Annotated in this window: 20 protein-coding genes; 4 read left to right on the top strand and 16 right to left on the bottom strand. The window is 38.0% G+C overall.

Annotation, left to right across the window (positions count from 1 at the left end; translation table 11 throughout):
* Window positions 1-302 precede the first annotated feature (302 nt).
* The 4 genes from BV902_RS02340 (at window position 303) to BV902_RS02325 (ending at window position 6,339) form a co-directional block, all read left to right on the top strand.
* Entirely contained in the window at window positions 303-2,477 is a 2,175-nt protein-coding gene (locus BV902_RS02340; RefSeq protein ID WP_075990609.1) for a SusC/RagA family TonB-linked outer membrane protein, read from the top strand.
* 11 nt (window positions 2,478-2,488) lie between these two features.
* Window positions 2,489-3,280 (top strand): hypothetical protein, encoded by a 792-nt coding sequence (locus BV902_RS02335; protein WP_157625854.1) that lies wholly within the window; start codon window positions 2,489-2,491, stop codon window positions 3,278-3,280.
* Window positions 3,281-3,291: 11 nt separating this feature from the next.
* A complete protein-coding gene (locus BV902_RS02330; protein ID WP_075990607.1) occupies window positions 3,292-4,974 on the top strand; it encodes a RagB/SusD family nutrient uptake outer membrane protein in 1,683 nt (560 codons plus the stop codon).
* A 261-nt stretch (window positions 4,975-5,235) separates the two neighbouring features.
* Window positions 5,236-6,339, top strand: a complete 1,104-nt coding sequence (locus BV902_RS02325; RefSeq protein ID WP_075990606.1) for a nucleotidyltransferase family protein — start codon at window positions 5,236-5,238, stop codon at window positions 6,337-6,339.
* Window positions 6,340-6,386: 47 nt separating this feature from the next.
* Here BV902_RS02325 and gldN read toward each other — a convergent pair whose 3' ends face one another.
* From gldN to BV902_RS02245, 16 genes are all read right to left on the bottom strand, one after another.
* Window positions 6,387-7,352 carry a type IX secretion system ring protein PorN/GldN gene (gldN, locus tag BV902_RS02320; protein ID WP_075990605.1) on the bottom strand — a complete coding sequence of 322 codons (966 nt, stop codon included), beginning with the start codon at window positions 7,350-7,352 and terminating at the stop codon, window positions 6,387-6,389.
* 29 nt (window positions 7,353-7,381) lie between these two features.
* Window positions 7,382-8,680: a type IX secretion system lipoprotein PorK/GldK gene (locus BV902_RS02315; protein ID WP_075990604.1), complete on the bottom strand. Its 1,299-nt coding sequence runs from the start codon at window positions 8,678-8,680 to the stop codon at window positions 7,382-7,384.
* 21 nt (window positions 8,681-8,701) lie between these two features.
* Entirely contained in the window at window positions 8,702-9,394 is a 693-nt protein-coding gene (locus BV902_RS02310) for an outer membrane beta-barrel protein (RefSeq protein ID WP_075990603.1), read from the bottom strand.
* A gap of 193 nt (window positions 9,395-9,587) precedes the next feature.
* Window positions 9,588-11,987, bottom strand: coding sequence for a GumC family protein (locus tag BV902_RS02305; protein WP_075990602.1), 2,400 nt, complete (start codon window positions 11,985-11,987; stop codon window positions 9,588-9,590).
* A gap of 8 nt (window positions 11,988-11,995) precedes the next feature.
* Window positions 11,996-12,781: a polysaccharide biosynthesis/export family protein gene (locus tag BV902_RS02300; protein WP_075990601.1), complete on the bottom strand. Its 786-nt coding sequence runs from the start codon at window positions 12,779-12,781 to the stop codon at window positions 11,996-11,998.
* A gap of 145 nt (window positions 12,782-12,926) precedes the next feature.
* Entirely contained in the window at window positions 12,927-13,349 is a 423-nt protein-coding gene (locus BV902_RS02295) for a WxcM-like domain-containing protein (RefSeq protein WP_075994580.1), read from the bottom strand.
* Between the two features lie 10 nt (window positions 13,350-13,359).
* Window positions 13,360-14,319: an MraY family glycosyltransferase gene (locus tag BV902_RS02290; protein ID WP_075990600.1), complete on the bottom strand. Its 960-nt coding sequence runs from the start codon at window positions 14,317-14,319 to the stop codon at window positions 13,360-13,362.
* A gap of 28 nt (window positions 14,320-14,347) precedes the next feature.
* On the bottom strand, window positions 14,348-16,300 hold the full coding sequence (locus BV902_RS02285) for a polysaccharide biosynthesis protein (RefSeq protein WP_075990599.1): 1,953 nt from the start codon (window positions 16,298-16,300) through the stop codon (window positions 14,348-14,350).
* Between the two features lie 12 nt (window positions 16,301-16,312).
* Window positions 16,313-17,164 (bottom strand): aldose 1-epimerase family protein, encoded by an 852-nt coding sequence (locus BV902_RS02280; RefSeq protein ID WP_083663436.1) that lies wholly within the window; start codon window positions 17,162-17,164, stop codon window positions 16,313-16,315.
* Window positions 17,165-17,175: 11 nt separating this feature from the next.
* A complete protein-coding gene (locus BV902_RS02275) occupies window positions 17,176-18,912 on the bottom strand; it encodes a phospho-sugar mutase (RefSeq protein WP_075994579.1) in 1,737 nt (578 codons plus the stop codon).
* A gap of 24 nt (window positions 18,913-18,936) precedes the next feature.
* Window positions 18,937-19,842: an NAD-dependent epimerase/dehydratase family protein gene (locus tag BV902_RS02270; RefSeq protein WP_075990597.1), complete on the bottom strand. Its 906-nt coding sequence runs from the start codon at window positions 19,840-19,842 to the stop codon at window positions 18,937-18,939.
* 15 nt (window positions 19,843-19,857) lie between these two features.
* Window positions 19,858-20,604, bottom strand: a complete 747-nt coding sequence (locus BV902_RS02265; protein ID WP_075990596.1) for a glycosyltransferase family 2 protein — start codon at window positions 20,602-20,604, stop codon at window positions 19,858-19,860.
* A gap of 30 nt (window positions 20,605-20,634) precedes the next feature.
* A complete protein-coding gene (locus tag BV902_RS28635; protein WP_075990595.1) occupies window positions 20,635-21,240 on the bottom strand; it encodes a CatB-related O-acetyltransferase in 606 nt (201 codons plus the stop codon).
* A gap of 7 nt (window positions 21,241-21,247) precedes the next feature.
* Window positions 21,248-22,366, bottom strand: a complete 1,119-nt coding sequence (locus BV902_RS02255) for a glycosyltransferase family 4 protein (RefSeq protein WP_075990594.1) — start codon at window positions 22,364-22,366, stop codon at window positions 21,248-21,250.
* A 304-nt stretch (window positions 22,367-22,670) separates the two neighbouring features.
* Window positions 22,671-23,582: a hypothetical protein gene (locus BV902_RS02250; RefSeq protein ID WP_157625852.1), complete on the bottom strand. Its 912-nt coding sequence runs from the start codon at window positions 23,580-23,582 to the stop codon at window positions 22,671-22,673.
* Window positions 23,583-23,592: 10 nt separating this feature from the next.
* On the bottom strand, window positions 23,593-24,447 hold the full coding sequence (locus tag BV902_RS02245) for a hypothetical protein (protein ID WP_075990592.1): 855 nt from the start codon (window positions 24,445-24,447) through the stop codon (window positions 23,593-23,595).
* Window positions 24,448-24,455 lie beyond the last annotated feature (8 nt).

Genomic DNA, 24,455 nt, shown 5'->3' with positions numbered 1-24,455 from the left:
GAGCTGTCCAAATGCAGTACCCCCAGAAAGTGTCTAACTTTTTGGGGGCACTGCAAAATGGGCGGCTCCTTTTTTGTTTTCCTACAAATCGTCTCAAAGTATCCTCATATTGTCTCAAGCAATTAAACCTATAAGGCTAATGCCGTACATTTAATGTTCAAATCACACCAATTATATGCAGTATCTTGAATTTGAACATATCCAGTTTATCTGGAGCCGACAGCTGATATCGACCATTCTCCAAAAAGCCTGTCAAGCCTTTCTATCGTAAACAACCAATATTCTTTAATAAACATTAGCACATGAATTTTAAAATCAACAGTTTTAAAGTGGCTACTAAATTATTGCTATTCAGCAGCAGTTTTTTTGCTGGAGCCGCTTATGCCCTACCCCATGCACCCTATGTGCAGGAGGTTCAGAACACAGTCAAGGGCAGTGTAAAAGACGAGCAAGGCAATCCCCTAGTTGGCGCCACGGTCTCTGTGAAGGGCAGCAATCTACGAACTTCGACGGACGCCAATGGTACATTCACCCTGACTAACGTGGAGCGAAATGCTATCCTCGTCGTTCGAATGATCGGCTTTAGCTCTAGGGAAATCACGTATACGGGTGGTTCCAGTTTGAATGTACAACTGGTATCTGACACGCAGCAGCTCGAGGAGGCTGTTGTTGTCGGTTATGGCTCCCTTGACAAAAAAGAATTGACCAGTGCCGTATCGAGCATCAAACAGAAAGACATGGTCGCCGGGACTGTCTCTCCCCTTTTGGCGATCCAGGGAAAAGTACCGGGGCTCAGTGTTATCTCCACCAATGGAACCGACCCTAATGCCGGTATCTCCTTGCAATTGCGCGGCGTCAATTCGGTCAACGCCTCACAGGGTCCCCTCGTGGTTATTGACGGTGTGCCCGGCGGCGATATCAACTCCGTTGCAAAGGAAGATATTGAATCCATAAACGTGCTGCGGGATGCCTCAGCTGCTGCGATCTACGGCACGCGTGCCTCTGGTGGTGTAATCCTGATTACGACCAAACGGCCACAGATCGGCCAAGCTCAGGTAAATTTCACCTCTGAATATTTTGTCGAATCCATCCGCAAACGTCCCAAAGTCCTGTCGGCAGAGCAATTTGTCGAATATGGCCTCGGTGAAGACCTTGGACATCGAACCGACTGGTATGATGAGGTCACCAACAATAATCCATTCAGCCATCGGCAAGTCGCCAACATCAGCGGCGGCTCCGAAAATGCCAATGTCTACACCACCTTTACCAAACGCGACGCCAAAGGAATGGCAATCACCTCAAAGCGGGATGAAATCGGTGGACGGATCAATAGTGCCTTTAAATTTTTCGATGGTTTTGCGGAGTTGAATACCAATGTAAGCTACAACCAGGTAAAGGCGTTTGGCTCCAACGGAGACATCTTTAACAACAATGACATTTTTAATATGGCTTTGGTGATGAATCCTACGGAAACACCTTATGATGCCAATGATGTCAGCGGTTATAACGTCTTGGAAGGTGGGTATGATACCTGGAACCCTGTTGCCGAAGCTCGCCTCCGCAGCGATGAAAAGCAATTTAAATACCTGTTGGCCAATGCGACCTTAAAGTTAAACCTCACAGAACATCTGACCACCAGTGCCACCATCGGGATAAAGAACAACAGCGAACATGGCAATTATTACCGATCGGCACAACATCGCATTTCACGAGAGAACAATGTGGACGGATTTGCCAAGCAATATTATAGCCGGTTCAATGATCGCGTCTTTGAATGGACCGCCAACTATACGAACCGCTGGGCGGCACATTCCTTGAATGCTGTGGCGGGCTATAGCTACCAGGATTTTAACGGACAAGGGTTTTCGGCCGAAAACTCTAATTTCCCCGTTGATGGTATTGGGGAAAACGATATGGGTACAGGAACCTATTTACCTGACGGACGTGCAGGTATTGGGTCCTGGAAAAATCCTTGGGTCAAACTAGCCGCCTTTTTCGGCCGTGTCAACTACTCCTATTTAGACCGCTATATCCTGACCGCAACGGCACGTTACGAAGGATCCAGCAAATTTGCGCCTAAAAACAGATGGGGATTCTTTCCCGGACTATCCGCGGGATGGCGTGTTTCTCAGGAACCTTTCCTACGCGATGTCACATTTATCAATGACCTAAAATTACGTGCGGGCTACGGCGAAACGGGCAATGAAGGTTTTGATGCCAAAGTTGCCACGCGGATGTATAGCGCCGACACCTGGTTTTTGCAGGATGGAAAATGGTTTAGAACCTATGGTGTGATGCACAACCAAAATCCGGATATCAAATGGGAGGTCAAAAAAGAATACAACCTTGGTTTAGATTTCACGGTACTGAACAATCGTTTAAATGGCCGTTTTGATATCTACAAACGGAAGATCGACGATCTGATTTATGACATCAGCGTATCCCAACGCCGGCGATCCACGATAAAACCACCATGAATGTGGGAAGCATGCAAAATACCGGATATGAATTTGAGCTGAACTTTAAAGCCGTAGACAATGATCATTTCAGTTATACCACCAGCATTGTCGCTTCACATAATAAAAGTAGGCTCAATACCTTATGGGGCAGCCAAACATTTACCGACCGAAAAGACTTCCCGGCACCCGGTTCACCAGGCTCTGCGGTCAGGTTGTACCCAGGCGAGGATATTGGACAGTTTTTCCTCTGGAAATTTGCAGGCTTTACAGATGATGGCTATTGGAAGCTTTATGACAAGGATGGAAATGCCTTTGATGTGCGAGATCGCAACAAGACTGTGGGCGACAAGTCTTTTGTCGGCAATGCGATTCCAACTTTACAACTCTCCTGGAACAACCAATTTACCTATAAAAACTGGGATGCTAGTATCTATATGCGTAGCTGGATCGGCCACGATGTGTTCAATATGATCAATATGTACTACAGCCTACCCAATGTAAAAGGACAGAATGTGCTGGAAGAGGCATACGACAAACATAAAAATATCAAAGGAGAAAAAGAGCTAAGCGATTACTGGTTGGAAAAAGGCACTTTTTTGAAGGTTGACGCGCTGAATATCGGTTATCGTTTTAACCAAAATTGGATCAAACCATTGAAGTCGATGCGCGTCTATGCTACTGCACGTGATCTCTTTTTGTTCACCAATTACAGTGGCCTGGATCCCGAGGTCAATATCAATGGCCTTGAACCGGGCTTTGAAGAGCGCAATGTCTATCCAAAGACCAGGACTTTTATGATGGGTTTACAAGTAAATTTTTAAAGCGAACAAACATGAAAAAATACATTTCCATAGCAACATTATCCGTAGCATTATTACTATCAGGATGTACCAAATTGGATCAGGAGTTTTATAGTTCGGTCACGCCGGACACCTTTTTCAAAAGTGAGAAAGATATCAAGGCCGCCCTATTTAGGCCATTTACCCATGCTAAATGGTATATGGGCGAAGACCGCTGGCGCCTTCAGGAATATACGGCAGACAATTTTGCCATAACCACCAAGGGTCGGCATTGGTATAACGGTGGCGAGAATGAGCGCTATCATTACCACCGTTGGACAGCGGATGACAATTGGATTTGGGGAAGCTGGCGCGGCACCCTGATGGGGGTTGCTCTCGCACTGGATACAAAGAGTGATCTGAGCAAATTGGATTACGGCAAATTTGCACTGAGCGACGAACGAAAAGCTGCAGATCTCGCACAACTCGATGCATTGATAGCCTATTTTTATCTGCGTGGATTAGATTATTTTGGCGGGATGCCAATTTTCGAATCATTAGACCAAGAGTCCTTACCGCGCAATAGCGATCAGGAACTTTTTGCACATATCGAAAAGCTGCTTAAGGCTGCGATTGAAAATCTTCCTTCAAAGAAGGCCGGCGACAGGGAAGAAGGGGCTATTCGAAAAGCTGCGGCTGCAGCCATGCTGGCACAACTCTACTTCAATGCAGAGGCTTATATTGGTAAAGCGATGTATGCTGAGAGCCAAAAATTGGCACAGGACATTGTCAATAAGGTCTATGGTGATTATGCCTTAGATACCAAATGGAACGGAGTGCACGGATTTAAAAACAATGAATCACCCGAGATTATCTGGTCTATGCCTTCCGAATTCAAGATGCTGGAGTACAATTGGTTTTATGCAGACTTCTATCACTACAACACGAAGCAGTTCTTTGCACAGGACATGGGCGGGAATAATGGCGCTCACCTGACACCCTCCAAGAAACCCAATGGCTCAAGCTACGGTGCGGACTTCAAATTAGGTTCACCCTTTGAAACCTTCGACCAAGGCGACCTACGCAAAGCACCTTACGTCTATCACGGCTCGGACCAATATGAGGGTATGTTTATTGTAGGTCCGCATAAAACACCTACTGGCGAAGCTATTCTTGGTGGTGAAGAATACAAGGACAAGCCCTTGAACTTTGTAGACCAAGTGGGTCGTTTTTCAGAAGTTGGCGCCGGAAAAAAATACAGTTCCATCGATCAGCTGCCCTCTAAAATGTCGGAAGGCGAGGAAAACACAGGCATACGTCTGGTGAAAGTACCGATCCCAAATCTGGCTAACAATACCTTACGCTGGGGAGCCGATATGCCGATTATTCGACTGGCAGAAGTTTACTATATGCTGGCCGAATGTGATTTCAGATTAGGGAACAAGGAAAAGGCGGCAGAACTGTTCAATACCGTCCGAAAGCGAAACTTTGCCAATGCTGCCGATCCTAATCCCGTGACTAGTGCCAATATGGACAAGTACCGCATTTTGGATGAATGGAGTATTGAGTTTTTAGGGGAAGGCCGCCGACGTACAGATTTGATCCGATGGAAAGCTTTCACCACAGAAAAGTGGTGGGATCATAATCCAAGTACTTCCGCACATCTGAATCGTTTCCCAGTGCCCAACCAAGCTATTGCTGGTAACAGCAATCTGGAACAAAATCCGGGATATTAAAGTTTACATGGCGCATTTCAATTAGTTACATGCTCCTTTTACAATTTTTAATGTATCTTTAAAAAATATTTAGGTATATTTTGTAAGTGCAAAAAGGTTGGGAACTTCGTTCCCAACCTTTAATTTTACAATTTCTCAGTCATCGACAATTTGTAACCTAAGCCCACCTTAATCACCTCGCTACTTTGTATTTAGAACATAAACGCTTCTTAGATAGTAAATTTATTATATTAGCATAACAAATTGATATTACACATCTAAATGAACAATCAGCTTAAGGATATTTTTTTTCAATTATTGCGTATAGGGCTTTGGGGGAAAGGTCGACTATCAATGATACAGCCCATGACCTCGGAAGATTGGAATACAATCCGAAAATATGCAATAAATCATACAGTTGAAGGCATTATTTACGATAGTTTTTCTTTTTTAGAGGAACAGCAGCTTCCCCCCCAGTCCCTTAGAATGAAATGGGTTGTTCGCATGGATAATATTGAAAGACAGAATGAAAAGATGAATACTGTAATTGCGGAGCAATTCACCCTTTTTAACGCAATGGGCCTCAGACCTATTTTGTTAAAGGGACAGGGCATAGCTTCCTGCTATCGCATCCCCAATCACCGGACATGCGGAGATATAGACTGGTATTTTGATAACAATGGATATGCTGAAGCTAGAGATTATCTAAAAAAGAATTCAATAAAATTTCGTGACACTGCAGGATTTAGTCTTGACTATGCATGGAGGAATATCTGCATTGAACATCATAAGAAATTGTTTGATATCAGAAGCCCATTTAAGCTCAACTATCTACGTAGATTAAAAGAACGTTATAGAGACCTGAAGCAAACACTAACAATCGAAGATACTTCTATTCGCTTACTTGCTCCAGAATTGCAGCTTCTCCAAGTGAATGGACATATATTAAAACATATGATTTCTTTTGGTATCGGTTTACGTCAATTATGCGATTCAGCTCGTTTATATCATGCATCCCATACTACGATAAATAAAGAAGATTTATTGGAAATGTATACCAAAAGCGGCATTATAGATTGGATACATTTATTACATAAGATTTTAGTTGAGTATCTGGGATTATCAATCGATGAAATTCCTTTTCCTTACCCTGAAAATTTAGATGCAGATTGGATGATGACTGAAATTTGGTATTCGGGCAATTTTGGCTTTCATGATGAGCGGTTCGAAGATGGAAAGGTCATCAATGCCATATCCTCACTGCCGGAAGGACCTAAAAGATTATGGAAAAACTTTAATAGATACGTGCGATATGCGCCGCAAGAAGTTTTTTTCTTCACACTTGTCCACTCGTATTCCAGATTTATTGGCAAAGACAGTGATTAAAAAATATAAAAAGACTTCCCTGTTCGGGAAGTCTTTTTATATTAGAGTTATAATTTCTGTTCAGTAGGAGTACTGCTCTCTTTCTTTTGGAGCTGAATTTGATTACCTTCAAGCTCTTCGGCCTTTACACCTTTTGGATTGCTCCATAATTTTTTCTTATAAGCATCCAGCTTTTCCTCGACTTTCTTTCCATCAAGCTGCTGCCCACCATTTTCGGTATCTTTTAGATTCTGTAACATTCCTGGAGAGGATTCACGTACAATTGTGCTTGCAAACTTGTTCTGTACGAAAAAATCATCCATGCTCATCTCATACAGCCCTTTGTCCGGATCGGAGATATCGACCTGAACCAAAGCATAACGTAACTGCGGAAAGTAAAGCCAAAACGCTGGTGTAGCACCGACCGATTCTGCCAGTTCAGCCGAAGTTGTTATATTCATCAAGGGAGCCACGCCAATAATACGCGTTTCAAGCCTACTACGCTGTTTATCAAAAAAGATATCCTCTTTTACGCGGAATTTAGTCACACGAGCTGGATCAAATTCGTTCAGCGCCATTTTGGAATCAATCTGGTTTCCTTCACCATCAAAAATGGGCACAAGCACGCTGTCTGCAAATCTTGCCATACCCTCCTGTGCACTTAATCTTCCTTTAAAAGAATCATCGTCTGGGCTATATAGCGATAGCTTTCCCTTTTCAATGGCTTTCATAATCACCTCTATTAAAGAATTTCCCGGCACAGCCAATATAGCGTTCTTCTCATCTTTCAGGTCAATATCTCGCCAGACGCGTTTATAAAAACGAATATTCTTTTTATTAACCTCCGGATAAGCAAAGGGCACAGCATCTTCCATATTATTTGCCTGATAGAATCCATCTGTTGTCGGAATAGTATCCTGGATGACCTCCTGAGAAACGTTTACATTAAGTGTATCGGGAATTATATTTTCTTGTGCTGTAGCAGTTCCAATGCCTAACCCCATCAAAACTGTCGTCAATATTTTTATGTTCATCACGTTTAATTTATATGGTGATCAATGAATTAATACTTCCGTGTTTTACTTTGTACGGTAGGCATTTCGAACGCCGACATCACACAACGGAAACCGATATAGGAATGTGGTTCATAATCTACGGAATAGTTTCTGGTTTCACTATTCAGCTGCTCACCATTATCTTTCCAGGAACCGCCACGTACCACCTTACGTTTGAGCGCATCACCATCCTTCGCATCCGCATCATATAATAAAGCGGGGTTCAAATCATTTACAAACACGACTGCAGAGGGACTATACGCATCCAATGTCCATTCCGATACATTCCCAGCCATATTATATACACCAAAGGCATTTGGCATATAGGATTTAACAGGCAATGTAAAGGTTGCACCGTCACGGGAATATGTCCCCTCGCCCTGCTTGAAATTTACTGCTAATTTCTTTTTACCTTCCGTTCCATCAATCGTCATACGGGAACCTGCTATTGTATCCTGAGGGTCCAATTTACCAGAAGCCGCATATTGCCACTGGGCTTCCGTAGGAAGACTAAGACTTAGCTGATAACCATTTAAATACGAGTTTTTTAATACTGTTGCAGCCATTTCATTAGCGCGCCAATCTGTGAAAGCACGAGCTTGTCTCCATGTGACCCCTACAACGGGATAATAGTCAAACGAAGGATGCGTAAAATAATTCGCATCTAGCGATGCAAGCTGCGCATTTGGAAAATCTTTGGTCCATATATCCTCTATGGGCATAACCGAAACCGTATCTGTTACGTATTTCTTTTTCATATTTCCTTTCGACTGTAAATAGGAGAACCTGTACCTGATCACTTCTGGATTGAGTGCCCGTCTATTCCCTCGCATCTCCAACATAGGAGCCAAACGCTCCTGAACAGTCGGATCGTTACTCTTCCAAAGCGGAGAAATTTTCTTGACTTTGGCCCAATTAATACGTTTCTGACCAACTTCCTCTCCAGCAATATCCAAAAAATAACTATCATCCTGCAGGTAATCCGTTACGGCTACAGAATCTGCTACCCAATTGACAAATTCACGGTACTGTTTATTGGTTACTTCCGTTTCGTCTATAAAGAAAGCACTTACACTAACGTTCTTACCCACATTTCCACTATCCAATGAGCCTTTAAAAAGTATTGTTCCGGAAGGGATATACACCATTCCCGGTGGCGGGGGCAACTTACCGCCCTTAAAAGCATTTACCTTTGGCGCCTTATACATAGCGGAATTAGACTTGCAGGCAGCGAAGCCGATTAATATAGCAAAAGCCAATAGCCCAAACAGCTGACGCTTATTATTCGCTTTAAATATATTTTTCATACGTTTATTTTTTCAATTAGCTTACTTACGATTGAATAGCGCATATTTTACACCCACGGAAACAAAGCCATATTGGTCATTGCTCTTATTTTTGACGCCGTCAAGATTATCATTTGTTGTCAAAGTATGTTGGTAATTAACGTTGATTGCCCATTGGGGTCCATACAACGTGCGGCCAAATGGAATATCAAGCCCAATATTTAAAGGAACGACAAAATGGATTTCGCCCAGATCAGTAGAAAGTTCACCTCCATTATTCTCAAGATAATCCTTATAGAAACTTGATGTTGTTCTATTTATTCTATTTTTCACTAACCCGGCCCCAGCTCCTACATAGATATTGGATAAAATTCTTGACAAAGTATTGGCTTCTAACGTATAATAACTATAGTTATCAGGATGGCCCATAAATTGGCCTATACGGATTTTACCATTTATATTGCCAGCAAAATATCTGTTTTTAAATTCACTGTCATATCCATTACCGGCTAAAGTTCCTTTTTCACCTCGCAATCCAACAGAAAGATAGGGTGTAATTAAATAATCAGCCTCTCCATAGAAGGCAAATTTAGGTTCGACATTCGCTAAATCTGTAAAATTTAAAGCAACACCTGCCCCCGCTCCCACACTGATAGGTCGAGAAAACTGTCCGAAAGTAGTCTTAGCCATCAAAGACAGTAAGGCTACAAAAGCGCATAGTAACTGTTTTTTCATTTGTATAATTTATTTTTCACTGATAAAAGAACTCTTAAGGTTAGGTCGAATAGATCGCATATAAATCTAAGCAATCAAAACGATATAATTAAAAACGACGGTGCTCAGCCTTTATTGTAAAAAACAAACCCCAAGTCGAAGTATCGACTTGGGGTTAAACAACAATAAGGCCAAAAATCCGATGACCTAAAATTTATTTTATATTTAGTCGATCTTTAAGATCCTGCCAAATTTTGGAGATCCCTGTTTTCTTCTTCCCTTTATCGCCATAACCGTAGCCATAGCCATAGCCGTAACCATAGCCCTTTGCAAAATCAACATCATTGACTATTGCAGCCAAGTTTTTCAACTTGCCATCAACATATAACTCTCGAGGTACCTGTAATAAGCGTTTGTCCAGATAATTTGCTCTAGAAACATATAATGTAAGGTCAGCATTATGAGCAATTAGTAAGGTATCGGTAACCAAACTTACTGGAGCGGTATCAACAAGAACATAATCATAATGCTCGCGTGCATACTTAATTACATCATCAAAGTGTCCGTTCATTAAAAGTTCAGCAGGATTTGGTGCTATATATCCAGAGTAAATTACATCGAAATCATAATTCCCCGGTTTTTTAATGATGATGTTATCTACATCCATATCCGGATTGATCAAAAACTGTGTAATACCCACATTTGTATGTTGTAAGTGTGATAAACCCAAATAGTCTAACACTTTCGGGCTACGAATATCCGCACCTATCAATAGTACATTTTTGCCCGACATCGATAAGATTTGGGCGAGGTTTGTCGTTACAAAGGATTTCCCCTCCCCAGAAATTGTGGAGGTAACAAACACAACTTTAGAACTATCCTTTTGTTCAGCACCAAACATGAAGTTCATATTGGTTCTCAAAATTCGAAATGCTTCCGCCAAAGATGAGCGATCATTTAAATGGATTACCGTATCCTCTGCTGTAGGAATCTCACCCAATACAGGAGCCTTCACAATATCTTCTATATCTTTTCTTGAATGAACCTTATTATCCAATAAAAATTTGATATAGATAAGTGCAAATGGAATAATGAAGCCAATAATTAGGGCTGCAAAGAGGATAATGGCTCTCCGAGGAGAAACGGGAACTCCATTGTTATATGCAGCATCAATGATTTTTAAATTATCAGGAGTAGCTGCAGCTTTGACTTCACTTTCTTCTCGTTTTTGCAATAATAATAAATATAAAGACTCTACTATCTGTTGCTGTCTAGAAATCTTTTTAAATCCTTGCTCCTGACTTGGAATAGAATTAATTCGCCCCTTGATTTCGTTAGATTTCCTTTCAATACTATTTAAAGCTAACTTTGTTACTTTCTGATAGTTCTCGAGGGATTGTCGTATATTTTTATCACTTTCTTCAATATTCTCATTTAAAGCTACCACTGTTGGATTTAATTCTGAGGCAGATTTTAATAGATCGTCTCTCTCCAAGACAAGTTTATTATATTCTGCTATTGTTGCAGCAATTGATGCATCTTGCAGTCCTATATTAGATGGTAATAATTTACCTGGCTTTTGATTTCTCAAAAAATCATTCATATGATCAACGAGCTGCAATTGCGTGCGGTATTCCAAAACTTTCTTATCATTTTCAGAGGCATTATTGAGAAATACTCCTGCTTCCGTTGCCATATCCACCATCGAATTGGAAGTTTTAAACTCCGCGGCTTCTTCATCAGCACCTGAAAGATCTTTTGAAATCAATACCAGTCTCTTATTGATAAAATCAGAAGTTGCGCGCGTCATTCGAAGTTTATCATTTGTCAGGTCGGCATTATATGTCTCTATAAGACTATTCAACACTAATTCTGCCTTTTTCCCTAATGTAGAAACCATAGCAAAGTTTACAATGTAAGATTGCATCTCTTTACTCGGAGAAATCAAAATCGAGCTTAAGTTAAGATCTACGGCCCAGTCTCTAGGAATTACAGTTACTTCAAAATCATTATTTTTAGGAAAAGATACAGCATTATTTCTTCGAAAAATAATTGAATTTTCACCAATTTTCACTATTTTATTGAAAACAGCAACGAATTTCTCATCAGTTCTAGAATTCGTAATTTTTAAATTTTGACTCCCATCAAAGCTTACTTTAATCGATAATTTTATACTATCCAAATCCCCCTGCGGCTGTATATAGAAAGGCATATCATTTTCTAGCACTTCAGAAGACCTTATATTACCTTTTTTCTCATATATTATATTGAGGTGGTGTTGATCTACAACCTTCCTCATCAGCCTCCTCGAAGTTAAAACTTCTATTTGATCGGTCACAAAAGCAGATCTGGTACCTCCAAATCCCATGCTACTACTTAATTCTGCAATACCAGCCAATTCTCCAGCAGATGCGCTTCGTTCATCTCTCAGCAAAATTTTTGCAGTTGTGCTATAAGTCTTCTGCGCATAACGTAAATAAACTACTGCGACTGCCAAAGAAAGAATAACGGAAATTACAAACCATTTCCAATAGAAGGCATATTGCTCAAAAAGCTGCCTTAGATTAACTTCTTCTTCCCTATCTTCTTTAATATGAATAGATTTCTGTTCCATAAATGATATTATCGGGTCAATATTGATATGACGGTAATTAAAAGGCTTGATATCGAAATTATAATATTTGTATTTGCTCCTAATTTCGAGCTATTGATCTGAGCTTGATTAGGCTCAACATATATAACATCATTTTGAGCCAAATAATAATAAGGCGAGTTTAGTGTACTTTGCTTTGTAAGATCCAAGCGATGCATCGTCTTTTTGCCGTCCACTTCTCGAATTAACAATACATTTTCGCGAACACCACGAATAGTCAGATCTCCAGCCATACTGATAGCTTCCAACACCGTTAATCTTTCAGATGGTAAAACAAATGATCCTGGCCGGGCCACATCTCCTAATACCGAAACCCGAAAGTTATTAAAATTTATATTAACTCCAGGATCTTTGATATATTTCCCTAGTTCAAATCGGATCTTCTCAATCGCTTCAATACGGGTCAGACCAACAACTTTGGTTTTACCTAACATCGGTAGAGTTATATTCCCATCATTATCTACTGTGTAAGTAGGACGCAAGGCCAAATCTGTATTCTGAGTCATATTTCCACTGGACATCGAACTTATAGGATTAAATGGTGCTGTCACTTTAGGATCTGCGGCAGTTACCACAACAGTCAAGATATCATTGACCTGAATTTTAGGAACATACTGATCGTATAAAGTATTTATCTGCGTCGAATCATTTTGCAGATAAACCATTTTCTTCCTTGACCCACATGAACTAAATAATATAATTATCAAGGCACAAAACAGCCCCATTGATAAGCCATACTTTAAAATTGATTGCATGTTTTTATTTCTAATTTGAATTAATTGCTATTATTAATTGATAAAATTATATTTTTTTTTGCAAATACTTGAAATTCGTTGACGTTTACAAAACGCAAGCCAATAAGCAAAATTTGTGCCTGAAAAAATTTCATCTGCAAATAATCTAAATTGATTTAAAATATTCCAGAGGCCAGGTAAAATCATCTTCTACAGAATGCGATATAGGATAATCTGCATAAACCAGCAATTGACTATCCTGCTCCAACGCTCTAAAGGCTGTTGCATAGCCATTTGGCACATTCAATACTTTCATCTCACACGCTTTTAATATAATATTATTAACTGGTAATGATTGATCAGGCTGTGCCCAATTGTCGATTTTCACCAAATCTAATGAAAATTCTCCTGAAAGTACATAAAACCATCTTTGCTCAATTTTATGTCCTCGCCAACCTCGAGTCAACTCTGTATCTGCATTCCTTATAATATAAAACCGTTTGACTAGACTCATATCAAATTCATTTACAAAACGAATTGACCCTCGTTCATCCTGCGCTATTCCACCTTGGATTGTATTTGGTTCCATGCTTATCATATTAATGAATTGCGTATTTTTTTACAATATATGTTTTTAATATTAAATAGACTACGCTTAAGACAGTGAGTAAAACAATAGCAAATATAAGTTGCGAATAGAATGTCGCCTCTGCAAATTGGATGACCATATATCCAATTACAAATTGTAATAACCCATAAATAAAAGAGACCAAAAGCTTATTCACCTTTACTTCATTTGCTAAGAACTGATATAAATGAGAACGATGTGCTTCAAAAATATTTTCTCTGCGCAATAACCTTCTAATTATAGTCCAAACCGCATCTAATCCGTAAACAGCAAGAAATAAGATATAAATAAGGTTACCCGTTTTTATTATCAGAGCGCCTAATGAAAAAAGTAGAATATAGGCAATAGCGACAGACCCAACGTCACCGGCGAAACATTTAGCCTTCATCCTAAAGTTGAAAAAAGAAAAAACGATCACACCTAATAGGGAATAAGTTAACAAATTCTGGTCTATAAACATCAACTTATTATTAACAATCGAGAGTAAAACGCCAACCGCTAAGCTATAACATGCTGTAATGCCGTTAATCCCATCCATAAAATTATATGCATTAATAACACCTACAATAATGATAAATGTAAGGAGGAGATAATACCAAGGCATAGAAAATACCTCTAACTGATAAGTCATTAACAACACTGATGCAAAGTGAATCAATAGCCGCACCTTATTGGAAAGTGTGAATATATCATCAAGAAAAGATATGATGGTCATTAACGACAATCCAAGAAAAAACCAAGGATACTGAAAACCAGATTGAACGAAGTAGATCAAAGCTGCGAAATAAAAAATTATGCCTCCTCCGCGTAATGTTATCGTACTGTGGGACGATCTTTCATTAGGTTTGTCAATTATGTTAAATTTGTCTGCGACTTTGAAATATAGAAGCTCTAAAATAAACAGCCCAATTAAAATAAATATATATATCATTACTTCAAATATTGTAATTTAACCTGTACTAATTTGTTAAGAAATTGTTATCTAGATTTTCGAAAATAGAATTCTGAGATTTAAACTCCGGCACAATGGATTTTATCAAAGAAACCATCTGCATTTTATCATCCATTGGATTAGCCTGCTTAACTAAATCACATAATTGGTCAATCACCACCTTTTTTTCTGCTAAATTTAGGATATTTACTTTGGCAATCATGATTTTTTCATGATAAGTTTTTTCGGTATTTTCTCCGTTAGCCAATAATTCCTCGTAGATCTTTTCTCCCGGTCGCAATCCAACGACTTTGATATCGATATCTTCAGGATAAGATAACCCTTTTAAGCGGATCATCTGTTTTGCTAGGTCCATTATCTTAACCGATTCGCCCATATCAAATACGAATATCTCGCCCCCATTTCCCATAACACCCGCTTCCTGCACAAGCTGGCACGCTTCAGGAATTGTCATAAAATATCGTGTAATGTCGGGATGTGTTATCGTAATTGGCCCGCCTTTCTCGATCTGCTTTTCAAACAACGGAATAACTGATCCATTTGAACCGAGCACATTCCCAAACCGCGTTACAATGAAGTTAGTTTTTGAATGCTCATTAACGACACTGACAGCGATTTCCGCAACACGCTTTGTCGCCCCCATAACATTGGTCGGATTTACAGCTTTATCCGTCGAAACCATTACAAATTTTTCGACTTCATATTTATCTGCTAATAAAGCAAGATTATAAGATCCAAAAATATTAGTCCATATAGCTTCATAAGGATTAGCCTCCATCAACGGCACATGTTTATATGCAGCAGCATGGAAAATCAATTCAGGTCGATAGTGCTGAAATACACTTTCCATGAAATCCTTATCGCGAACATCCCCAACTATAAAATTGAAATGTTCAAAAAAAGGATTAGAACGCAGTTCTTGTTGTATATCATACAATGCAGATTCAGCCTGATCCAGGACAATTAAATGTCTCGTAACTAATGCAATTTGACGCACTAATTCTGAACCGATCGATCCTGCACCTCCTGTAACAAGAACTACTTTATCAGCCAACGCCTCCTTAATAACAGGATTGTCAAGCTGTATCGCTTTGCGGCCGAGAAGATCTGAAACTTTTAAAGCCCTGATTTGCTGGGCAGCAACATTTCCTTCCAATAAAGCCGCAGAGTTAGGAATGATCTTTATTTTAATTGGGAGCAACTCAGCTTTCGATGAAATATTCTTTAGTCTTTCTGGCGATGAATTATCAATTGCAATAACCAATTCCTGCGCCCCTCCTATGCGCTCCAGCAATTTCTCATTAAGTTCTTCAAGCGGCCTGACGCGAATCCCTTGAATATAACGGCCTATTCTATTGGGATTATCGTCAATGATAGCGACTACTTTATAGCGATTTCGAGAACCTAATTGCAATAAATTATACGTATTGTGACCCATATTTCCTGCACCGAATAAAATAACCGGGATCGCATTCTGTCTGCTGTTCCAAAAAAAGCTATGATATGCTGTTTTATAGAGCAAACGAACGGATGCCATGGAAATCCCAGTTAAAAGGGCATGAAACAGCAGCTGGGTTTGGGAAACATAGTAACGGCTCTCAATTGGGTTCGAAACAATCGCTTCCCATAGGTAAGACAAAGAAACTCCGATAATAAACGCAACGGCGATACAATTTCCAATTAATTTGAGATCGCGCAAGCCCGTACGTCTTACAATACTTTGATAAGGTTTAAACCAAATGAAGACAAGAACATAAATTGAAGACATGATCGCCGACTCCAATAACATAATAGGCCACGAAATTTCACCGCGATGCTTCATAACCAGAATATAGCTCAAAACAAAATTGAACCAAACAATAAAAAGGTCGATTAAAAACACCAACCAGCGCGGTCCATCTTTCCGGAGAAAGCCCTTAAGACGATCTCCACTATCATTTTGCTTAACCCTAATTTCCATCTTTATGTTGTGTTATATTGCTATACTCCATTTTGCTTCCCATGACTTCGTTCCGTCAAGCATTACAATTCCCTCTTTCTCGGCAAACAGCAAATTGTGATTAATATGGTCTGGTAACCCCTGCCATGGCTCCAAACAAATAAAAGAACTACCCGGCACAGACCATAATCCAAAATATGGGAACCCTTCAAAGGAAAATATCAGCTGTTTATTGTCGGATTTTAAGCGGACCGAAGTGGAATTTAAATTTTTAAGTATCCATGCATCCTCTTTAAAAGTTTCCTTATTGAAAAATAGACAGTGATTTTCTAATTTGATCTTATTATAAGTTTTAGACAGCAAATTATCATGAAGAAAATACCGTTCCACCCTATCATCTGCTGGGAATTCTATATAACATCTCGTATCAACCTGATCGTATGAACAATTAAATGCAGGGTGGGCGCCTAGCGAAAAATAGATTTCCTCTGTCCCTTGGTTGAAAACAGCATAACTGACTTCCAGCCTGTTTCCCTTCAATTCATACTTTATTCGCAAAGAAAATTCAAAAGGAAAACAATATCGTGTAGCTTCATTGGCTTGAAAAGAAAAAACAATGCTTGTTTCTGTCTTTTCCACAAGCTCGAAACTGTTATCGCGAGCAAAGCCGTGCTTAGGTAGACTGTAGGATTGTCCGCCATATATAAACCGACCTTCCTTCAGTGCGCCTACTATAGGAAAAAGGATTGGACTAGATTTTGCCCAGTATCGCTCATCGGCCTGCCATATCCATTCATAATTATCACCTTTGTCCACGGCAGACTGTAATTCTGCACCTTTCTCTTTTATCCCAACCCTAAGAAATTCATTCTCAATTGTATGCATCAATCAAACTATTAACCTATGATATCTTTCATCATTCTGTCCACTTTTTCCTGAAGAACAAGTTGTAAGCCAGGATAATCAGCTGAATCCTTTAAGTTTTCTTTCACTGAACAGTAAAACTTGATTTTAGGCTCTGTCCCAGATGGTCGTGCGGAAATTACGTCACCATCTACTGTTATGAATTGTAACACATCCGACTTGGGCAAAAAGATCGCAGTTTTTTCGCCAGTAAACATATCTGTTGTTTGGGAAAGTTGATAATCACGAATTTCCTTGACTTGAACACCTCCAAGACTCTTCGGTAAATTATCGCGTAGTCCCGACATCATAGCCTGAATTTCCTCGGCACCAGCTTTCCCTTTTTTTGTCAAAGAGATCAGTTTTTCCTGGTAGCAACCAAACTCTTTGTAGATCTCCATTAGAACTTCATAAACTGTTTTGCCTTCTGTTTTGAAATAAGCAGTCATTTCGGCAATAAAAGCACAAGCATTTAATGCATCTTTATCTCTAACAAGATCGCCAACAAGATAGCCATAACTTTCTTCTCCACCGGCGAGATATTGCGCTGAATCGCCTAAACGGGTAATCAGTTCGCCAATATATTTGAAGCCTGTAAGCGTTTCATAACAAGGCACACCGAAATGGTTTGCTATTTCTGACTCCAGATTTGTTGTTACGATAGTTTTTACGATATACGGATTGGCTCCCAATTGTTTTAGGTGACTTTTTGCGCTAAGAACATAGTATATCAACAGGCTACCGATCTGATTGCCATTAAGCAGTTGAAACTGTCCTTGGTTATCTTTTACGACAATACCTACGCGATCGGCATCAGGGTCTGTCGCCAATACAAGATCGGCATCAATTTCTTCCCCTTTTCTCTTTGCTAAAGCCATTGCATCTTCCTCTTCGGGGTTTGGATAGACTACCGTTGGAAAGTTGCCATCGGGAGTAGCTTGTTCGGCAACAACGGACACATTTTCAAATCCCCAGGCAGCCAACATTTTAGGGACGATTGTAATTCCTGTACCATGTATCGGAGAAAAAACGATCTTTAAATCTTTTTGCGCCATTACAGCTTCTGGATGAATACTCAATGTTTTATTGGCATCAATGTAAATCTGATCGATTTCATTCCCCACAGGAAGGATATTGTGTGTATTTCCCTCAAATTTAATGTCACTAACCGATGTGATTGCGTTCACTTCATCAATGACATTTTTATCATGTGGAGCAGTTAGCTGGCAACCATCGTTCCAGTAAGCTTTATATCCATTGTATTCCTTTGGGTTATGGGAAGCCGTTAGCATGACACCGCTTTGACAGCCGAAATGACGGATGGCAAACGATAACATTGGGGTCGGGCGTAATGCTGTGAAGAGGTATACCTTGATGCCATTGGCAGCAAACACGTTGGCAACTAGCTGACCAAAATCCTGCGAATTGTTGCGGCTGTCATAGGATACCGCCACTTTAATCTCTTGATCAGGGAACTGTATTTTAAGGTAGTTAGACAGACCTTGGGTTGCCTTACCAATCGTGTACTTATTCATCCGATTGGAGCCTACGCCCATAATGCCTCTCAGCCCTCCGGTTCCAAATTCCAGATCTTTGTAAAAAGAATCGGTAAGTTCTTTCTCCTCATTACTATCGATTAAATCCTGAACTTCCTTTCGAGTTCTATCATCATAACTGGGGGTTAACCAATCTTCAATTTTCTTTTGTATGTTTTTATCTAAAGCTTCCATCATAGAATATGTATGCATTATAGGCTACTTATTTCGAAATGATTTAATGGTTAGTACAAGCCCATCTTTTGTACTTATTGGCAGATTTGGAATGCCAAGGGCTCTTTTTATTTTCGTATTTGATACGATATAAGATTCTGTCAATTTTTTTAAGCGTTCAGAGTTTAATGGTAGGGGAAGCACATCCCCAATTTTTACAATTGACTTAATTAGGGGTGCCGAAATATGCCATAATTTGGGCTTCTTATTTAATGTTTCTGAAATCAAAGCAACCAGATCATTTGTAGAGAGAGAGTCATCATCAGCAAAATTGTAGATTCCCGAAGACAGATCCCCCTTTTCAATCATCTTTTGAACAAGGAAAGAAAGATTAGCAATACTCAAAAAAGAGCGCTCATTAGGAAAAGAAGCAAGCGGCCAGGGCACTCCTTTTTCCACCACTTTATAAAGAAGATTCAAGTTTCCTTTGTTACCTGGTCCATGTATCATACATGGTCGGATTATAAATAATCTTTTACCTTCGGGTATCGACTTACTCAACAAGTAATTTTCAGCTTTGAGCTTAGACTTTCCATAAGGCGTCTGCGGCTTAGCTTCTGTACTCTCCATAAGAACATCTAAAACAGTATCTGCAACAGCTTTTACAGAAGAAAAGTAAAAGAAATCCTTTATGTCTGATTTCAGAAAAAGATCAAATAATTTTATGGTTAAATCACAATTAACAGTAAAATATTCTTCATCTGCAGATGTATTTGAGGTATCATGTGCTTTTCCCGCCAGATGAATAATCGCAGCAGCGCCACCGCTCAACTCATTTGGCCAATTGGAGTTTCTAAGTGAAAGCTTTCTAATACAATTTCCCTCATTTGCTAAGTAATCAGCAAGATTTTGACCAACAAAACCAGAAGCTCCTGTTATAATGATATCCATATTGTTAAAACGCTATTATTTTCTTTTTAAGAATCCAAATATCTTCCATATAATACGTGATTTTATACGCCAAGCTTGAAATGGAATCTCATTCATTCGAAGTGCCTTTATAATTTCTTCGCTCACCTTTTTATACGATTCATATCCGGAAGAGCTTACACCGCCCATCAGCATTTTATGCGTGGTAATTCCCGAGTATTTCCAGGATATATGCTGCTTTAAGAAAAATCTAATAATTAGCTCGTAATCTGCTGCAATTTTAAAATCCAAAGAATAGTTACCTAATTTTTCAAATATTTCTTTTCGAAAGAATATTGCAGGGTGTGCCGGCATAAAACCGATTTTCAATTTCTCGGGACTCCAGTTTTTTGCGGAATAACGACGAACTATCTGACCGTCTTCTCGATGCTGTACAATGTCCCCAATACTGGCCTCAATATTATTTGTTTTAAGAAAATTGACAATCTTAGATATTGCATTTTCATCGTAAAAGGTATCATCGGCATTTACAATTCCAATATAGTCGCCGGTAGCCATATCGATGCCTTTATTCATGGCATCATACAATCCCTTATCTGGCTCAGAAATCCATTTACTTACTACATTTGGATATTGTTTAATAATATTCAGCGTGTTGTCTTTTGATTTGCCATCAACAATAATGTATTCCAATTCAGGATAATCTTGAGATTCAACTGATTTAATGGTTTTTTCAATTGTAGCTTCGGAATTCCAACAAACTGTTATGATTGAGATTTTCATGTAGTTTCAGATAAATTTAAAATATCTATATTATTTAAGTATTTCCTCCAAATCCTCCAAGTCTCCTTCTTCGAAAACCTTTGTAAAAATCTTTAAAGAACGATCTCCTGATAGCTTATTTATCGGAAAATTCCACCATTGGATTTGCTCCAATCTAGAGATAATAGTATCAGAAAACCTTTTCTTTATTACCTTAGCAGGTACACCTCCAACAATAGTGTAAGGCTCAACATCTTTATTTACTAATGCGTTAGCTCCGACGATAGCTCCATTCCCAATTTTAATGCCGTCTAAGATCACAGCATTAGCGCCTATCCACACATCATTTCCAATATATGTTGACTCTGTTTCCTTAAACAAAGTATTTTGCACCAATGTCACACCTAGGGGGTTTGTTGTAGAATAGAAAATAGGGCTAGTAGAAATAAACGTAGTAGGGTGAATACCTAAACCAATTTTAACATCTTTCGCTATCGAACAATATCTTCCGATAGTGCAATTGTTAATTACACAATTATAACTTATATAAGTATAATCATCAATTAGCGTATTTTTTATTACTGAAAATGGATAAATCTTTGCTGTATCACTTATCTTGCTATTTCTTATTCTAGATAATAATTTTAAAGCTTTCATCAGTTACCTAAATTAAGTTTTTACTAAATATTTTATATTGATATTGAGGGTTATATTTCTCGTCAATAACCTGAAAACACCTCTGTCTAACCACCTGACGATCAAAATTTAAAGTTTTCCAATACATTATTTTTTCATAAAGATCTTCTAGATTATCTTTCTGAAAAAAAAGACCTGTATAACCGTTCTGAACAGCTTCAAATTCTGGCATTTGATATTTAAAATCATCATGTGTAATAACTGGGGTTCCATAGACTAATGAATGCATAGCAGTAAGTCCGACATTTCCCGGAGAGATACATAAATCTGCGTTGAAAATGTATTCTCCTATTTTATCTTCACTATATAATTCCCCAACGAACCAAACTCTTTTATCCAAAAACAGTTTAGCGCACTTATCAATTAGATATTCTCTCTCTTCTCCATTTCCAACAATGACTAAATTAAAGTTTTGCCCAGATTTCCTTAAAAGATCTAGCGCGTCAATAACCATATCAAGTTTTTTGACTTTAGTCAGTCTTCCTATAAAAAATAAAATTGGATCATCATTTCCAAAATGTTCTTTGTATAAGGTATTTTGACTTAAACTTTTCCGTACTCTAATTTGATTTTCATAATCTAATGAATTATAAATAACATGCAGTTTAGTCTCTTTTATTCCTTCTGCAACCATCAATTTCTTTGCGTACTCTCCATAAAGAAAAATCGCATCGGACATCGAAAAAAATATCTTCTTTATAAAGCTTACTACCCGCCCCTCTTTACCATACCATCCATGCGACCATAAATACACCTTCTTATTTGAAAAAAGTGAAAAAAATAATATAAGCCAAGTAGATATACAATAATACTCGCCAAGCAAAAGAAAGCTCTGATAATTATCTTTAAAAAATAATTTCACAGCACCAGATTGCCAATAAAAGTTTGATAAAATTCTGATATTTTTCAATTCGCCTTTGAAGCCCGATAGTTCACCGTAATTGAGCTTCTTGATATCACCCATTTTATCACCAAAATAGAAATCCATTTTTAAACCTCTGTCAAGCAATTTGAATATTCCTAATCTATAATGCTGCGCAAAATTATAAATCAAGCATATTTTATCTTCGACTATTTCATTTTTCATTTTATATCTTCATTAAAGATTCCGCATTCCATATAATACCCCCATACTTAGCCACAAAGTCCTATTCATTTCCAACGACATTGAACTCAATGATTGAAAGAAGGCAAATAAAAAGACCATTGAAAAGAAAAAATATAATAAGTTTGGATTTTTACTAAGAACAATTTTTAAGGATTTAATTAGTGAAGAAAATATCAAGATTAAAATAGGTACACTCAATATTATCCCAAAACGTTGAATCAATTCAATAAAAATGTTATGCGGATATGGGGTATAATTCTCTTGACCTACAAAAAAATATTGGTCATAATTTAAAAAAAAAATCGCTGTATTTTTCCTCTCTCTCTTCTGTTGATCGATCTTGCCCTGTTCCTTGGACCAATCCCGCAAGGTCCTCCATCCGTTTAGATAAACCTTCGTAAGACTTCTCCAGGGTTGGGCTAAATTTAATTGCTATAAATATTAAGAGACCACTACCAATTATAAGACCGAATGCTTTCATAACTTGGGAAGAAATCTTTCTATAATTGAGTTTGGATATTGAGCTAATTACAAAGATTAGAAATAAATATATTAGCGCACCTCTTGACTGCGTTTGAATAATTACAAAAATGGTACAAAGCATTAAAAAAATCGAACTATAATAATAGAACTTAGATTGACTTTTCAATGTTTTGCTAACAACAAATAATATAATAAATATCAAAGCATTTGTATAGGCAATTCCAATCACATTAATTCCGTCCTCCTCTCCACCCGATGAACGATTTGCGCTAAAGCTTTGATTTTGCAAAATAGACTGAGAAATAAAAAAGAAAACTACTCCTAATATTGTTAATAGAAATAAAAATAGAACTACACCCTTCGAAGGTTTAGAAAATGTTGCTAAATTTCTCGATATCAACACTCCGACGGTAAATAGCAGTATATTTATTAGACCAAATATAATTATAGTTACTGTAGTAGTATTCTGATTTTGCAAAAAAGCTTTTAAGATAAGTATAGCGAAATAAAACACCGAAAAAATTGTAATTTCGACCCAAATTTTGTCTTTGATTAAAGATTTCTTTACGAAATAGCTATATAATAATAATAAACCTGAAAATAAAATTGCATATTTAAGAATGTTTCCCCCAATAAAATATCCATTTATTGACCACAACATCAAAAATAGTCCTAGATAAAGGTTATTTGTTACATTTACTTTATCTTTCACTTTGCAGTATTTAAATAGTTAAGTATAAGTTTATCCTGTAGTCGACTTGAAGGCAATTTTTATAATATTGTTTATACCAATTATTAAAAATTTTTTCATTTGTTTCCCACCACACTAATCCAGCTACAGAAGTGCCTTTATATCTGTAATTTTTAATTACAGATATGTAACTTTTCATTTCATTCTCTGAAATTAATTGATAGGCATGCGTCTTATTTGAAGGGTGGATCATACTCCAAACAAATGGAATTACAGGTTTTTTCAATCTTATTCCATACGCTAGAGCCTGCTTAATATTATCTTCCAAGTAAGATTTATTACTATTCCCACCCACTTGCCTATCAGGATACATCATGTATAAACTCGGCATTATTACATCACAATATTTTAGAATTTCATCAAATTTCTCATCATCAAGTTGCTTCGACTTTTTATAATAATACCTTTGTGGAATAGCATAAATACCAACTTTTAAATTAGGTCTAATTCTATTTATTAATTTTACCATAGAAATAAACCCTTCTTCAGCATTGATAAATCTTTTGTCTGTTTTATCATATTTAAGAAGATCTTTATAAAGATTATTTTCTAAATCTAGGCATACAAGATCTTCTGTACTAGTATTTGGATAAAATTCAATGATCTTTTTGCCCAAAAGATCAATATCAATCTGTCCGGTATTTTTAGGATCAATAAAGTGTTGCGTTATGAGCCTGTAATTTTTAAAATTCCCTAAACTTTCCAATTCTTTATTAACGTCTGAATTATGTAGGGATTTAGAGTAATATATTGTAAATCGGCTTTGAGCACTTATTTTCGAAAAAAATAACACAATATATATTAAGATAGTTGCTCTAATTCTCATTTTTATGA

This window comes from Sphingobacterium sp. B29 (assembly GCF_001952815.1).
GTDB classification, from domain to species: Bacteria; Bacteroidota; Bacteroidia; order Sphingobacteriales; family Sphingobacteriaceae; genus Sphingobacterium; species Sphingobacterium siyangense.
Note: the sequence above shows the minus strand (reverse complement) of the source record. Positions and strands in the feature narration are given on the sequence as shown.